This window comes from Paenibacillus chibensis (assembly GCF_004001045.1).
In the GTDB taxonomy this organism is placed as follows: domain Bacteria; phylum Bacillota; class Bacilli; order Paenibacillales; family Paenibacillaceae; genus Paenibacillus_AQ; species Paenibacillus_AQ chibensis.
This window is the reverse complement of the sequence record NZ_BIMK01000027.1, coordinates 43,148-56,820: the sequence shown is the minus strand read 5'-3', so window position 1 is coordinate 56,820 and position 13,673 is coordinate 43,148. Positions and strand designations below refer to the sequence as shown.

Annotated in this window: 11 protein-coding genes and 1 pseudogene; all 12 read left to right on the top strand. The window is 54.0% G+C overall.

The genetic code is table 11. From position 1 onward, the window contains the following. Positions 1-3 precede the first annotated feature (3 nt). The 12 genes and pseudogenes from PCH05_RS19035 to PCH05_RS18980 all read left to right on the top strand — a co-directional run bounded on the left by PCH05_RS19035 (position 4) and on the right by PCH05_RS18980 (position 13,621). On the top strand, positions 4-1,029 hold the full coding sequence (locus PCH05_RS19035) for an amidase domain-containing protein (RefSeq protein ID WP_127604759.1): 1,026 nt from the start codon (positions 4-6) through the stop codon (positions 1,027-1,029). Between the two features lie 71 nt (positions 1,030-1,100). Then, positions 1,101-2,195 (top strand): D-alanine--D-alanine ligase, encoded by a 1,095-nt coding sequence (locus PCH05_RS19030; protein ID WP_127604757.1) that lies wholly within the window; start codon positions 1,101-1,103, stop codon positions 2,193-2,195. A gap of 101 nt (positions 2,196-2,296) precedes the next feature. Then, on the top strand, positions 2,297-2,617 hold the full coding sequence (locus tag PCH05_RS19025; RefSeq protein ID WP_127604755.1) for a hypothetical protein: 321 nt from the start codon (positions 2,297-2,299) through the stop codon (positions 2,615-2,617). Between the two features lie 36 nt (positions 2,618-2,653). Next, positions 2,654-3,655 (top strand): UV DNA damage repair endonuclease UvsE, encoded by a 1,002-nt coding sequence (uvsE, locus tag PCH05_RS19020; RefSeq protein WP_127604753.1) that lies wholly within the window; start codon positions 2,654-2,656, stop codon positions 3,653-3,655. A 170-nt stretch (positions 3,656-3,825) separates the two neighbouring features. Then, positions 3,826-4,692 (top strand): inositol monophosphatase family protein, encoded by an 867-nt coding sequence (locus PCH05_RS19015; protein WP_127604896.1) that lies wholly within the window; start codon positions 3,826-3,828, stop codon positions 4,690-4,692. Positions 4,693-4,799: 107 nt separating this feature from the next. After that, positions 4,800-5,060: a hypothetical protein gene (locus PCH05_RS19010; protein ID WP_127604751.1), complete on the top strand. Its 261-nt coding sequence runs from the start codon at positions 4,800-4,802 to the stop codon at positions 5,058-5,060. Positions 5,061-5,267: 207 nt separating this feature from the next. Beyond that, the gene (locus PCH05_RS19005; protein ID WP_127604749.1) at positions 5,268-6,620 is read left to right on the top strand and encodes an ABC transporter substrate-binding protein; all 1,353 of its coding nucleotides are present in this window, start codon (positions 5,268-5,270) and stop codon (positions 6,618-6,620) included. A 312-nt stretch (positions 6,621-6,932) separates the two neighbouring features. After that, a complete protein-coding gene (locus tag PCH05_RS19000) occupies positions 6,933-7,889 on the top strand; it encodes a carbohydrate ABC transporter permease (protein ID WP_127604747.1) in 957 nt (318 codons plus the stop codon). Then, positions 7,886-8,755 carry a carbohydrate ABC transporter permease gene (locus PCH05_RS18995; RefSeq protein WP_127604745.1) on the top strand — a complete coding sequence of 290 codons (870 nt, stop codon included), beginning with the start codon at positions 7,886-7,888 and terminating at the stop codon, positions 8,753-8,755. The genes PCH05_RS19000 and PCH05_RS18995 overlap by 4 nt, the downstream gene beginning before the upstream one ends. Positions 8,756-8,890: 135 nt before the next feature. Then, positions 8,891-10,616, top strand: a pseudogene (locus tag PCH05_RS18990) (sensor histidine kinase). Between the two features lie 37 nt (positions 10,617-10,653). Further along, on the top strand, positions 10,654-12,015 hold the full coding sequence (locus PCH05_RS18985) for an ABC transporter substrate-binding protein (protein WP_246049751.1): 1,362 nt from the start codon (positions 10,654-10,656) through the stop codon (positions 12,013-12,015). A 16-nt stretch (positions 12,016-12,031) separates the two neighbouring features. After that, positions 12,032-13,621 carry a response regulator transcription factor gene (locus PCH05_RS18980; protein ID WP_127604741.1) on the top strand — a complete coding sequence of 530 codons (1,590 nt, stop codon included), beginning with the start codon at positions 12,032-12,034 and terminating at the stop codon, positions 13,619-13,621. Positions 13,622-13,673 lie beyond the last annotated feature (52 nt).

Sequence of the window (13,673 nt, the reverse complement as noted above, 5' to 3'; positions counted from 1 at the left end):
CGGATGGATAAGGAATGGAAACAGACACTCTACACCTATGTGAATCAATATAACCAGCATCAAATCGACTACAGGTCGCAGCAAATGCGGCAGGTCGTCACCGATCCGGCCTACCTGATGGCAAGGGCGGAGCGGTCATCGCGCCTCTCGCAGTGGTATGCCGAGCGGGGAGCCCGGCCGCTGCGCAGTGAAACAAGGGCCAAGCTGCTGCGGACGATCCAGGACACGCCGGATCAGGCAGTCATCGACGTGCAGCTGCATGTGCAGCTGTTTTATGAAAAAGGCGGCGTCAACCATGTGGAGGAGATGGTACAGCGGGAACGACTGACGCTCATCCATGACGGCGATGACTGGGTCATCGTGTCGGTGGAGCATCTTTCGCCTGAAAAGCATCCGGTAGCCGCCTACGTCCTTGTTCCGGGGGAAGTGCAGGACTATGATGTTCAAGCGCATGGAAGCAGCCCGCAGCCGCAGCCGTATCTGAACACCAACGTACTCCAAGGAGGGGGCATCGGCCGCAAGTCGATCAAATACCGCCGCGAGGAGGCGGCAGCGTATGCGGACAAATGGTGGAATTCCTTCAATCCCGAATTTGCCGAATTCGACGTGGATTGCACCAGCTATGTATCGCAATGTCTCTTTGCAGGGGATGCGCCAATCAACTATACTGGTAAAAGAGAAGCGGGCTGGTGGTATAAAGGATATGTAAGCGGCAAGGAATGGTGGAGCTACAGCTGGGCCGTCTCCAACGCCTTGGCGAGGTATCTTACGGGAAGCGCCTGGGGGCTGCGAGGCGAGCTCGTGGAGCGGCCCGAGCAGCTGATGCTGGGCGATGTCATTTTCTATGACTGGAACGGAGACGGCTCCTTTCAGCATTCCACCATTGTGACGGCGTTCGACGCCGGCGGACAGCCGCTGGTCAATGCGCATACGGTCAGCAGCAGGCACAGATACTGGGATTATAAGGACTCCTATGCCTGGACGGAAAATACCGTATACCGTTTTTTGCATATCCCGGACTACTTCTAGAGCGCTATAATGTTAAATGAGTACGACAGCAGGAGCAGCCTGCAATACAGTGGAAAAGAGAGAGGTTAGGCATGGGGAACAACAAAACAACCGTAGGCCTTGTTTACGGCGGCAAATCAGGCGAGCACGAGGTGTCGCTGCAGACGGCTTTTGCGGTTATGAACGCCTTTGATTACGATAAATACGAGCTGATTCCATTTTATATCACGAAGCAGGGGGAGTGGAGAAAGGGAGGCACGCTATCCGCACCGCTCGATAAGCTGGAGAAGCTGAAGCTCGAGCATGACAGCGAAGGTACCGAAGGCGCGCTCAGCGCGATCTTCAGCCGGCTGTACGGCGGAGAAGCGGCGGTTGATCTCATGTTCCCGCTGCTGCACGGAACGTTTGGCGAGGATGGCACGATCCAGGGATTGTTTGAAATGGCGAACGTTCCTTACGTGGGCGCAGGTGTGCTGGCATCCGCAGCCGGAATGGATAAGGTCGTGATGAAGAAGCTGTTCGCCCAGGCGGGTCTTCCGCAGTGCAAATTCTGCTATTTCTCCAAGTCCCAATGGGAGCGGAGCAGCTTCGATCTGATCATGAGCGTCGAGGATGAACTGGGATACCCATGCTTCGTTAAACCGGCCAATCTCGGATCCAGCGTCGGGATTTCCAAAGCCAGAAACCGTGAGGAGCTGGAGCGTGCGGTGAAGCTGGCGTTCCGCTACGACTTGAAGGTGATCGTCGAGGAGTTCGTGGATGCCCGCGAAGTGGAGGTTGCCGTTCTGGGCAACCAGGAGCCGATGGCCTCCGTTCCGGGCGAAATCGTATCCTCTGCCGATTACTACGACTATGCGGCCAAGTATACCGACGGCCAGTCCGAGATGGTCATTCCCGCACCGGTGGACTCCGAGGTGGCGGATCGCCTGCGCGAGGCTGCGCTTATTGCTTTCCAGGCTATTGAAGGCAGCGGCATTACGCGGGCGGATTTTTTCCTCCGGAGATCTGACAACGCCATTTTGATTAACGAAGTGAACACGATGCCCGGCTTTACCCCATTCAGCATGTATCCATTGCTGTGGCGGGAAACCGGAATCAGCTACCAGGCACTGCTCGACCGGATGATCGAGCTTGCGCTGGAGCGTTACGAAGGCAAGCAGGCGCTTATTTACACGAATGAAGCGTAAGAAGCGCCGTTACTTACACAGAAACAGGGAACATGAGATGTCCGGCCGGCGGAGTAAGGGCCGGGCATCTTTTCAATTTCAGTGAAGAGGAAGGTGCATGAATGGGATTTCAAACTGAATTTAATTCCGTATGCAAATTCAAGAGCGAGCAGGAATTGTACGAGCTGATGGAATACGGCCGCGGTAAAATGGTCAAGCAGGGCTTCCGCGTGTTTCCTACGGGCCAAAAGGTGATTGCCTATACGCCTGATAACGTCGCGGTCGCCATCGTCAAAATCGTGGGCTGCATCGCCGAAATCAATTTTAGTGGACAAGAGGTCACTGAAGTTGAAATGGAGCTGATCCGCAAGCTGAATGATGAGGAATCGCGGATTCAGACGGATTTGGCTTACGAAATGTTTTTTGGGGATCATAATCCTTAAGGGTGTTGATTACGAGACCATAAGGAGAAGGATACCATGATCGTCAGGTTCGGTTATGTCGCAATGTCTATGCTTATCAAGGACTGCTCCCCGTCCAAAACGATGACGATGGCGAGCTTCAGCAAGCTCAGCGACCGGGAAGCGGCGATTCGCAAACTGGAGCGGATCGCCGAAGGCAACCTGCATAATACGCTGCGGCTGCTGAAGCATAACAACGGCAATGACATTCAGGTTTACAGGTTTTCATCGAAGCTCATTCCGCTCGCAACGCATGAGGATTTGAAGGGACGGGACCCGTTTGCGGCGCTGAAAGACGCATTTGCCGAAGTCGGGCGTTATGTGAAGGAGCATGGGATGAGGGTTTCTTTTCATCCGGATCATTTCACCGTCCTCAGCACGCCCCGGGAAGAGGTTCTGAAGAGCTCCGTCCGCGACCTGCGGCTTCATGTAAAAATGCTGGAAGCGATGGGCCTGAACCGAACCGCCAAAAACAACATACATATTGGCGGAGCCTATAAGGACAAGCCTTCGGCTGCCGGAAGGTTCAAAGAGCATTTTGCCGGACTGGACGAAGAAATTAAGCATAGGCTGACCTTGGAAAATGACGATAAAACCTTTACCGCCGTTGAAACGCTGGACGTATGCAAAGCGACCGGACTGCCGATGGTCCTTGATATCCATCACCAATGGGTGAATAACGACGGCGAGAAGCCGTGGGAGCTGTGGCCGGATATTAAGCAGACCTGGGATGGGCCGCTAGCACAGGCGGATGCCGAACCGGGCAAGCCGCTGCCGCCCAAAATCCATGTTTCCAGCCCGAAAAGCGAAAGCGACCCGCGCAGTCACGCCGATCTGGTCGATCCGGCTCCGCTGCTTGCCTTCCTGCGTGAAATTGCAGGCTCGACACCCGCGATTGACGTGATGATCGAGGCCAAAAACAAGGATGAGGCATTGTTTCATCTCATGAAAGATTTAGGTGATTATGCATCGGAGGGCATCAAGGTGCTAAACGGGGCAAGTATTGAGATATCCGGATAGACAAGCGTTTTCGGGCGGGTGCGGGTTTTGCCTGCGGCAGCCGATTCGGGCGAAACTTTAAATCTTTCATTACGTATTATTTTTAGAAGAATGATAATATAATAAGCGTTTGGGTTCATGCGGAGCCCGAATACACGTTAGACGATAACACAGAAAGTAGAGTGAGCGCTTTGAACCAAGAGGATAAGATTCCTTATGTCGTGACGAGCAAAAGCTATACCGCTGTGGCGATCAATGCCGCTTCCAAGGCGGGCGAATGGATTAAAAGCCGTTTGGGCAACGTAACACAATTGAATACCAAATCCGCCGTGAGCGATCTGGTTACGGAAGTGGACAAGGGAGCGGAGCAGATGATCCGCAAACTGATTTTCACCCATTTTCCGGATCATGCACTGCTCGGGGAAGAAGGCGTGGAGCCGGGACCCGAAGCGTCCGCCAAAGCGCTTGAAAAGGTAGCCGAAGAAGAATATTTGTGGATTGTGGATCCCGTCGACGGAACGACCAACTTTGTGCATGGATTCCCGTTCTTTTCCGTTTCTATTGCCCTTGCGCATCAAGGGGAAGTCATCGTCGGCGTTATTTATGACCCTTCGCGCGATGAAATGTTCGTCGCCGAGAAGGGAAAAGGAGCCTACGTCCATGGCAGACGGATGAGCGTCTCCGGCGAGGAAGCTTTGGACCAAAGCTTGCTGGCAACCGGATTCCCTGTAGGACGGGAGAGCACGCTGCCGGTAAACATGGCGGGTTTGTCCTATTTGGCGCCTAAGGTCCGCAACATCCGCTCCGGCGGCTCGGCCGCACTGCATCTGGCGTATGTAGCCGCAGGACGCTTGACGGGATTCTGGGAAATCGGGCTGAATGCCTGGGACATCGCTGCGGGAGCATTGATGGTCACGGAATCCGGGGGTCAAATTACAGATACGATGGGTAACCCGTATACCCTGGGAGTACGGAACGTATCGGCAACGAACGGCACCGTGCATGCGGAGCTCGTGCAGGCTTTGAAGGAGGCCTCGGCTACCGGACTCGAAGGCTAATAAAGCCAAACGCTGCATTGTTCCGTTTTCAGTCCTGCTGTGCAGGGTATAACATACATGCGCCCTGTCGGCAGGGCGCCATGATCGCAAAAAGGAGTGTCTTGGCTATGAGTGAAAATCATGATCTGGAGCGTCAGCTCAGTGAGATGCTAACCGAAGGCGAAATGGAGGAGCGGCAGAACCGTACAGAACAGGAACGGGAGCTGATCTCTCCAAGGTATGAAATCCGGATTCAGACCGAGCTCGACCCGATTGTGGAAGAGACGCTGAAGTACCGCAGCATGGCACAGGAGCTGGATGACCGGTACGACCGTTATTTGGACCGGGCGAAGCCGGGAAAACCGTCAGAGAAGCCGACCGAAGAGTAAGTTTGAATATGAAAAAGTAATACAGAAGGGCCTTGATGAGAACGCAGAGCATGCGATTTTCATGAAGGCCCTTTTTGTCGTGCCCCAAAAACAGGCCGTAATAATTTCAACCTTAAATCGAAAGTTTGCCTCCTCAAAATTTCCTGCACTCTCAAGTAGACTGAACCTTGTAAACGTGAAACCTATTTTCGAGAGGGGTAAAAAGCAATGAAGAGAGGCAAAAAATGGCCCATGCTGCTGCTGTCGCTGATGCTGACCGCATCGCTCGCCGCATGCGGAGGAAAAAGCAGCACGCAGGATGCTCAAACGACTCCTGAGAAGACGACAGATACGACAACCGAACAAACCGATAACACCAACAAGGATTCCGACGAAAAGGTGGAGCTCACGTTCTGGTCGCTCGGAACGACCAACTATGAGGAGCTTGGCAAGGAGTATACCAAAGAGCACCCGAACGTAACGATCAAATTCCAGAATACCTCGGATCAGACGGCCCACCATAACAATCTGACCACGGCACTGTCCGCAGGATCCGGTGCGCCTGACATTTTCATGCTTGAAATCGGATTCATGGAGCGGTTCATCACCGCCGAGGATAAATTCTACAACCTGAATGATCTGGGCGCCAAAGATATTGCCGGAAACTATCTGGATTGGAAATGGAAACAGGGGTCTTCCAAGGACGGCAGCTTCCAGATTGGTCTTCCGACAGATATTGGCCCGACCGTCGTTTACTACCGCACGGATCTGGCCGAGAAGGCCGGGCTTCCAACCGATCCGGACGCGTTCGGCAAAGAGATCGATACATGGGATAAATTTGCCGCCGTGGCGAAGCAGTTCAAGGAAAAAACCGGCAAGCCTTTTGCCGATTTGACGGACCTGGTTTACAACGGCGTCCGCGACCAATCCGACGGCGAAATTTACTTCAGCAAAGAAGACGGCTCATTCATCGGCGACAAAAACCCGCAGGTGAAGAAAGCCTATGATTTTACGGTCAAAGGCATTCAAGAGGGCTGGATCGGCAACACGCTGCTGTGGTCTCCGGAATGGGGCCAAGCGACGAACGACGGCGGATTCGAAGTGATGCTCGGCCCGGCTTGGATGGCGGGCAATATCAAGAGCAACGGTCCGGATTCCTCCGGCAAATGGAGAATTACGCAGCTTCCTGAAGGCGCGGGCAACTGGGGCGGTTCGTTCCTGACGCTGCCGAAGCAGGGCAAACATCCGAAGGAAGCTTATGCATTCATTTCCTGGCTTGACGATAAGGAAAATCAGCTGGAATCGTTCAAATCGAAGGGACTTATGCCTTCCATTCCGGCGCTCTATACGGACGAAGCGTTCACCGGCTTCAAGGATGATTTCTTCGGCGGCCAAGCGACCGCTGTAGAATACGGCAAAGCCGCGCAGCGCGTAAAACCGGTATACTACGGTCCGCTGCATGACCAAACCGACACCTTCTTCAAGGATGCGCTCAAGAACGTGCTAGAGAAAAAAGCGGATCCTGCCAAAGAGTGGGACGCAGCCGTTGAGAAGGCGAAGACGCTCGCGGCGCGCAGCTAGGACTACTCTCTCAAACAAACATGCATGCGTAGCGGAGGAGACGGAATCATTCTGAAGAAGCGTCAGCGGTCGCCTAAAAGCTTTCCGCAGGAAAGCTAGCATCGTAAGCATAGCCTTTGCCCACGAATTTCAAACCATTTCAAGGTTATAATCAAGAATTTTGTGGGCAACAGCGATCGGAAGAATGATCCGTATACGTAGCGACCACAGTGCATAATCACCACCAGCATCACCCCGGATCCGCACGGCCGGAGGCTAGCCCCCTCCCCGGCGGGTCCGGGTCATTCTAAAGTACTTCATGGAGGTGCCCCCATGGCAGAACCCGTAACCGCTGTTCCACCCGTTTCGGCAGGCAAGCGGCCATTCTGGACGGAGCAAAAGCGGAGCCGGTTAACGGCCTATACGTTCATATCGCCTTTTTTTATTTTGTTCGCCATTTTCGGCTTGTACCCGATTTTCTTTACGATTTACCTTTCCTTTTTCAAATGGGATGCGCTCGGCCCGATGAAATACGTCGGCTTCAAAAACTATGATCTGGTCACGAGCGACCCGCTGTTTTGGACCTCGTTTACGAACACGCTCATCATGGGCCTCATGGGCACCATCCCGCAGCTGATCATCGCGCTGCAGCTGGCGGTGATGCTGAATTCGGCGATGACCCGTTTCAAAAAGTCCTTCCGGGTTCTTTTTTTCATGCCTAACATCACGTCTATTGTGGCTGTTACGCTGGTGTTCAGCACGATGTTCGGCAATAACGGCATGATCAACTGGCTCCTCAATCAGATGGGCATGGAAAGCATGGCCTTCAACTCCGGCTGGTGGGGCGTGAAAATCGCGATCTCGACGATGGTGATGTGGCGCTGGACGGGCTACAATGCGATCATCTTCCTGTCAGGCCTGCAGAGCATTCCGCTCGATCTGTACGAGGCCGCGCGCATCGATGGCGCGAACCGGCGCCAGCAGCTCGCCTATATCACGCTGCCGCTCCTGAAACCGTTCATCGTCTTCGTCACCCTGATCTCGACGATCGGATCGCTGCAGCTCTTCACGGAGCCGTATGTCTATCTCGGACAATCGGGAACCGGCTCGACACGGCAGGAAGGTATTACCATGGTCACGTACCTGTACAGCGAAGCGTTCCGTAATGGATTCTTCGGGACAGCGGCGGCGACGGCGGTCATGCTGTTCATCATCACCATCGTCTTCTCCATGATCAACATGTGGGTTACCGGCCGCATGGAAGGCGACGCAGGAGGTGGCAAGGCATGAGCTCAAACACATGGACCACATCCTCGAAAGCTCCCGGCGATGCCGGCATCGTCAGCAAAGTCTTGTTTTACTTGCTGCTGATCATCGGCGCATTGGTGTCCGTATTCCCGTTCTACTGGATGTTCGTGGTTGCGACCAACGACCGCGGCGCCGTATTCCATATTCCGCCGATGCTGACGATCGGCACCGAGTTTTTTCATAACTTCCAGCGCGTGCTGGAGCGGACGGATTTCTTTCAGGCGCTGCTGAATTCGCTGTTCGTGTCGTCGATGGTCACGATTTCGGTCGTGTTCTTCTGTACGCTCGCCGGATATGCTTTTGCCAAATTCGAGTTTCCGTTTAAAAATGCGCTGTTTTACTTCGTCATTGCCACCCTGTTCGTGCCTTCGCAGCTAAGCGTGCTGCCGACGTACATCATCATGGCGAAGCTGCACTGGATTGACACATACCGCGCGCTGATCGTGCCGGCGATGGTCAACGCCTTCGGCATTTTCTGGATGCGGCAGTATGCGGCGACGGCGGTGCATTCGGAGCTGATTGAATCCGGACGGATCGACGGAGGAGGCCATTTCCGGATTTTCTGGAGCATTGCCGTGCCTGTGATTACTCCGGCCATGGCGACGCTTGGCATCCTGAACTTCATGAATGTATGGAATGATTTCTTCTGGCCTTTGGTCGTACTGAAGAACAGTGAGCACTTCACCATTCAAATCGCGCTGCAGCAGCTTTTCTCCAACCGTGACGGCCTGGATTACGGCATGATCATGTCGGCGACCTTCACGGCAACCCTGCCGCTCTTGATCGTGTTCCTGCTGTTCAGCCGCTGGGTCATTGCCGGCCTGACTTCCGGTGCGGTTAAAAGTTGATCCCTTTTCATGGGGTATCCGTGACCGGATGAAGCGAAAACTTGCTCGCGGGCAAATATATTTTAGGCAAGGAATTATAAACATGATGAAGAATAATAGAGTAGAGCCACAGATCAAGGCGCAGGAGGATATATCATGAAGCTCCGCCGAAAAATCTTGCTTGCTATTATTCTTCTTGTGTTTATACCGGTCATCGTCATGGGCGTCGTTTCCTACTATAATTTCTCCAGCGCGATGGAGAAGAAATCGAATAATTTCTACTGGATCTCCCTGCTCGAAACGGATCGGAAGCTGAAGTTCGCCTTAAGCGAGATCAACTCCATCTCGAATGCGGCGATTACGCAGCCGGCGATCCAGCAGGCGCTCAAAAGCCGGGATTCCGGCATGACCTACGACCGCAAGCAGGAAATCAACAATCTGCTGATCAACCATCCGATGATTACGTCGTTCAGCCTCTACTCCAAGACCAGCCTCGTGTATCAATACAACTCACCTTTGTCTTACAACGATATGAAGCAGCAGGTCTGGTTCCGCGATATGGAAAAAGCCGAAGGCAGGCCGGTCTGGTCCGGCCCGGGAGAAAACGGCTCCGCCGAGACAGGCAAGCCGGTCATGATTCACGCCCGGATCATCAAGGACTACTACTCGCTCGAGGATATCGGCTATCTTGTGATTTACGTCAAGCCCGATATATTGGATCAGGTATTCTGGGAATCGGCGACCCTGAAGAGCGGCGACATTCTGCTCGTCAACAAGCAGGGCAGCATCGTGTTTAACAAGTCCGGAGGCCATATCGGCGAGAAGGTGCATTTTCCGTTTTTGGCGGACGGTTTTCAGCAGGAAAAGGATTACTATGTGGATACGTACCAGCACGAAAAATCGCTGATTACCTTTTTGCCGTCGCATAATGACCCGTGGTATCTGGTTGCGGTAACCCCGCTGAAGCTGATCCGCTCCGAATCGGTATCGATCCGCAACATCGCGGTGATTCTGGTGCTGTTCTCGCTGCTGTCGGCGTTATGGTTCGACCAGTTCTTCATCCGCAGGCTCGTCCGCAGCATCATCAGCGCCGTCAACGGCATGAAGCGGGTCAAGCAGGGCATATTTGTGCCGATACAGTCCCATGTGGAGCGGTTTGACGAGACGGATCTGCTGATCGACGGCTTCAACCGCATGAGCCAGCAGAAACAGGAGCTGATCCAGCAGGTCGAGACGGAGCAGACACGTAAAAAAGAAGCGGAGATGCAGGCGCTGGTCGCCCAGATCAACCCGCATTTTATATATAACTCGCTCGAGTCCATCAATTCGATGGCGGTACTGGCGGGTAACCGCGACATCAGCAAAATGGTCATCTCGCTTGGCAAGCTTGCTGCGCATCAGCATCAGTGAAAACCAGGAGCTGATCACCATGAATATGGAATTCGAGCATGTGCGCCATTATATGAATATTCAAAAATACCGTTTCGAGGACCGATTCGAATACGAGATCGACCTTCCCGAGTCCCTGAAAACCTTCATGACGCAAAAGCTGATCGTCCAGCCAATCGTGGAAAACGCCCTGTATCATGCGATTGAGCCGATGGAGGACAAGGGATACATCCGGATCGAGGCCCTTGAATACGGAGGGGACATCATCATCGACGTGACGGACAACGGACCGGGATTTGATCAGGATACGCTGCTGCATTTGGGAAACGAGAATCCGGGCGGCGTGAAGAAGTACCGCGACAGCGGCGTCGGGCTGAAAAACGTGCATGAGCGTCTTCGCATCCGGTTTGGCGGCCATTACGGCATTCTCGTTTGCTCGTCTCCAGGCTTCGGCTCCACCATCCGAATCCGGCTGCCGAAAATCATTCCGTAATCGCAAACAGCCGGTAAGAGAAAGGGGGAGCATGCGCTTGAGGAAACTGCAATCTAAGAAATGGCTGAATTGGAGCTGGGCGCTGCTCTATGCCATCGTCCTTACCGTCACGGTCACGCTGGTGGCGAGGGGCAATCACAATGCGATCGAAGAGGATACAACCGAAAAAATCACCCTGACCTTCCGCCATTTCTGGATCACCGAGCATGACCGGCCGATGCTGAATATTTTCGAGGATATCGTGCGGCAGTATGAAAGCACCCATCCTAACGTGAAGGTAAACTTTGAAGGTATGGATCAGACCATTCATCGGGAGCAGAAGCTGAAGAGCGAGATGGTCACGGGCACGCCGCCTGATATGTTCGTGCTGTTCGGCGGGGCGGAAATCGAGCCGTACATTCGCTCGAACCGCCTGATGGATTTGACCGATTTCGTGACAAACAACCATCTGGAAAAGCAATTCAAGGACCTGAAGCTGTGGTCGTACAACAACCGCATTTACGGGCTTCCGATTGAGGGGAATGCGGAGCCGCTGTACGTGAACACCACGATCTTCAACAAGCTGGGGCTGGCAATGCCCGAATCGCTCAGCCAGCTGAACGACGCGGTAAAGGTGCTGAAGGAGAACGGGTATATCCCGTTTGCGCTCGGGAATGAAGACCGCTGGCCCGCCGCAATTTTTGCCCATTATTTGATGGACCGCTACAGCAGCCCGGATACGATAAACGATATCGTTCAGGGCAAAAGCGGCGCGCCGTTTCAAAACAGCGGATACCTTAAGGCCTTCGAGCAGCTGGAGGCATGGGGGAAGGAAGGCGCCTTCGGCCCGTCTCCGAACGATCTGTCGACCGAGGAAGCGATCGACCTGTTTACGCACGGCAAGGCAGCGATGTATTTGAACGGAAACTGGGACATTACGCTCTTTCATAATGAGAAGGCGCCTCCGGCGTTCCAGAACGAGGTTGGCGTAGTGCCCTTTCCTGCGCTGATCCCTGGAGGGACGAAGGCGATGGCCGGGGGCTACACGTTTGGCATCGGGCTCTCCTCCAATCTGACCGAAGCGCAGCAGAAGGCGGCTTTGGAGCTGATGCAGGCGTTTTATTCCAAGGATGTACAGGAGCGGATCGTATACGAAGGCCTGCGGATTCCATCCATGAGGGTGGATTTCGACGCGGAGAAGACAGGGCCGATCTTTACGCAGGTAACGGGGCTGATGGAACAAACGAAGACGACCTTCGTGCCGTATGACAATATTTTGTCTCCGGAAGTGAAGCGGTCCTTTCTGGCGATCGTCGAGGAAATGATCAATGGTCAGATCCAGGCGAAGGAAGCGCTGGATCGCTTGGATGAATCCCTGCGTCAGTATTGGAATCTGCGGCGCAGCTCTGGAGCGAAATGAACAAGGGGTGAGGAAGATGGGAACGGCAGCCAAATACAAGGTGATCTTGGTGGATGACGAGCCGATTATTCTGCGCAGTTTGCAGGCGGCGATTGACTGGGAGTCGCTCGGGCTTGAGATCGCTGGAACCGCCAAAAACGGCGAAGGCGCGCTGAAGCTGATAGGCGAGCATTCACCCGAGATGATCATCAGCGATATCCGGATGCCCGGCATGGACGGCATCGCCCTGATGAGAGAGGTGCTCACGAACCATCCGAAGCGGATCTTTATCGTGATCAGCGGCTACGGCGAATTCGAGTATGCACGGGAGGCTCTGCGTCAGGGAGCCTTCGATTACCTCTTGAAGCCGATCGATCATGATGAGCTGACAAGCATGCTGCAGCGGGCGGTTGCCCAGCTGGACGCCCAGGCGGAGAACGACCGACTGCTGCATTCGGTGCAGGTCCTGTCCGTGATGGCGCGGGAGCGGCTGTTCTCGGAGTGGATCGAAGGCAATGACCGGCCGCTTGCTTACATGCAGTGGATGGAGAACAGCGAGCTGGATCGGGATTATTTCATGGCCGTGGTCCAGCTGGATCATTATCTCCGTTTGAACGAGCGGTGGCTGATGGATGAGAAACGCCTATGGCTGTTTGCCGTCCGGAACATTTTGGAGGAGTGGTCCTCGCAGCATGGGGGTCTCACGGTATTTCCGTTTCACAGCGGCGAATGGATTATTCTGTTTCCGTCGGAACTGCAGGGGCAGAAGGCGGAGCTCGGCAACGATCTGATCTACCAGATCAAACGGTATTCCAAGCTGGGATGCTCCGTAGGCATCAGCCGCGGCAGCAGAGGCATCCAGCAGCTGAGCCAGGCATACCAGAGCGCGACGCGGGCGCTCTATCAGCGCTTTTATTCCGAGAAGGAAGGCGTATTCATAGACCTGGAAGCACCGGTAGGCGAGGCACCCCCGTCAGATCTCAAATACCCCAAGCAGCTGGAAACAGGCTTGATCGAAAGCGTCCGTACGCTGGATACGCAGCGGCTGACCGTACTCTTGGATGAGCTGAAGCTGTATATAGAGCAGCATACCGCTGCCAAAGAATCCGCCGAGCGGCTGCTCGTGGAAATGTCCATTGTCCTGTACAGGCAGCTGGAGTTTGCGAATCTGCTTGTGGATTGGCCGCTCGACGGCCTGATTCAGGATGTGCATGAAGCAGCAAATTTGAACGAATCGATCGGCATGCTGAAAAAGGCTTTCACCAGCCAGATGGAAACGAGTATCCGCTCGCAGACGAAGGAGGACGGACATTCGCTGGTCGAGAAGGCGAAGCAGTATATTCTGAACCATTACCATAAGGATTTGAGCATCGAAGAGGTGGCAGAAGTGGTCGATTTAAGCATCAGCCATTTTTGCACGCTGTTCAAGCAGGTGTCGGGATATACCTTCCTCGAGTATTTGACGGAGTGCCGGATGGAGAAGGCGAAGTATATTCTGAAGAACACGAGCGTCAAGGTCTATCAGATCGCGCCGCTGGTGGGCTATCAGGATCCGAAGTATTTTACCCAGGTATTCAAGAGGGCGACGGGCCGGACCCCGTCTGAATTTCGCGAAGAAACAGGTTAACCGCGCTAACAGAAGATGGTAAAATAGAGAGTAGCCTTCACCAACCGGGTGC

Coding starts and splice junctions, on each gene's coding strand:
- PCH05_RS19030 (WP_127604757.1), top strand. CDS start 1,101: ATGGGGAACAACAAAACAACCGTAGGCCTTGTTTACGGCGGCAAATCA.
- PCH05_RS19000 (WP_127604747.1), top strand. CDS start 6,933: ATGGCAGAACCCGTAACCGCTGTTCCACCCGTTTCGGCAGGCAAGCGG.
- PCH05_RS19010 (WP_127604751.1), top strand. CDS start 4,800: ATGAGTGAAAATCATGATCTGGAGCGTCAGCTCAGTGAGATGCTAACC.
- PCH05_RS19005 (WP_127604749.1), top strand. CDS start 5,268: ATGAAGAGAGGCAAAAAATGGCCCATGCTGCTGCTGTCGCTGATGCTG.
- uvsE (WP_127604753.1), top strand. CDS start 2,654: ATGATCGTCAGGTTCGGTTATGTCGCAATGTCTATGCTTATCAAGGAC.
- PCH05_RS19035 (WP_127604759.1), top strand. CDS start 4: ATGGATAAGGAATGGAAACAGACACTCTACACCTATGTGAATCAATAT.
- PCH05_RS18980 (WP_127604741.1), top strand. CDS start 12,032: ATGGGAACGGCAGCCAAATACAAGGTGATCTTGGTGGATGACGAGCCG.
- PCH05_RS18995 (WP_127604745.1), top strand. CDS start 7,886: ATGAGCTCAAACACATGGACCACATCCTCGAAAGCTCCCGGCGATGCC.
- PCH05_RS19025 (WP_127604755.1), top strand. CDS start 2,297: ATGGGATTTCAAACTGAATTTAATTCCGTATGCAAATTCAAGAGCGAG.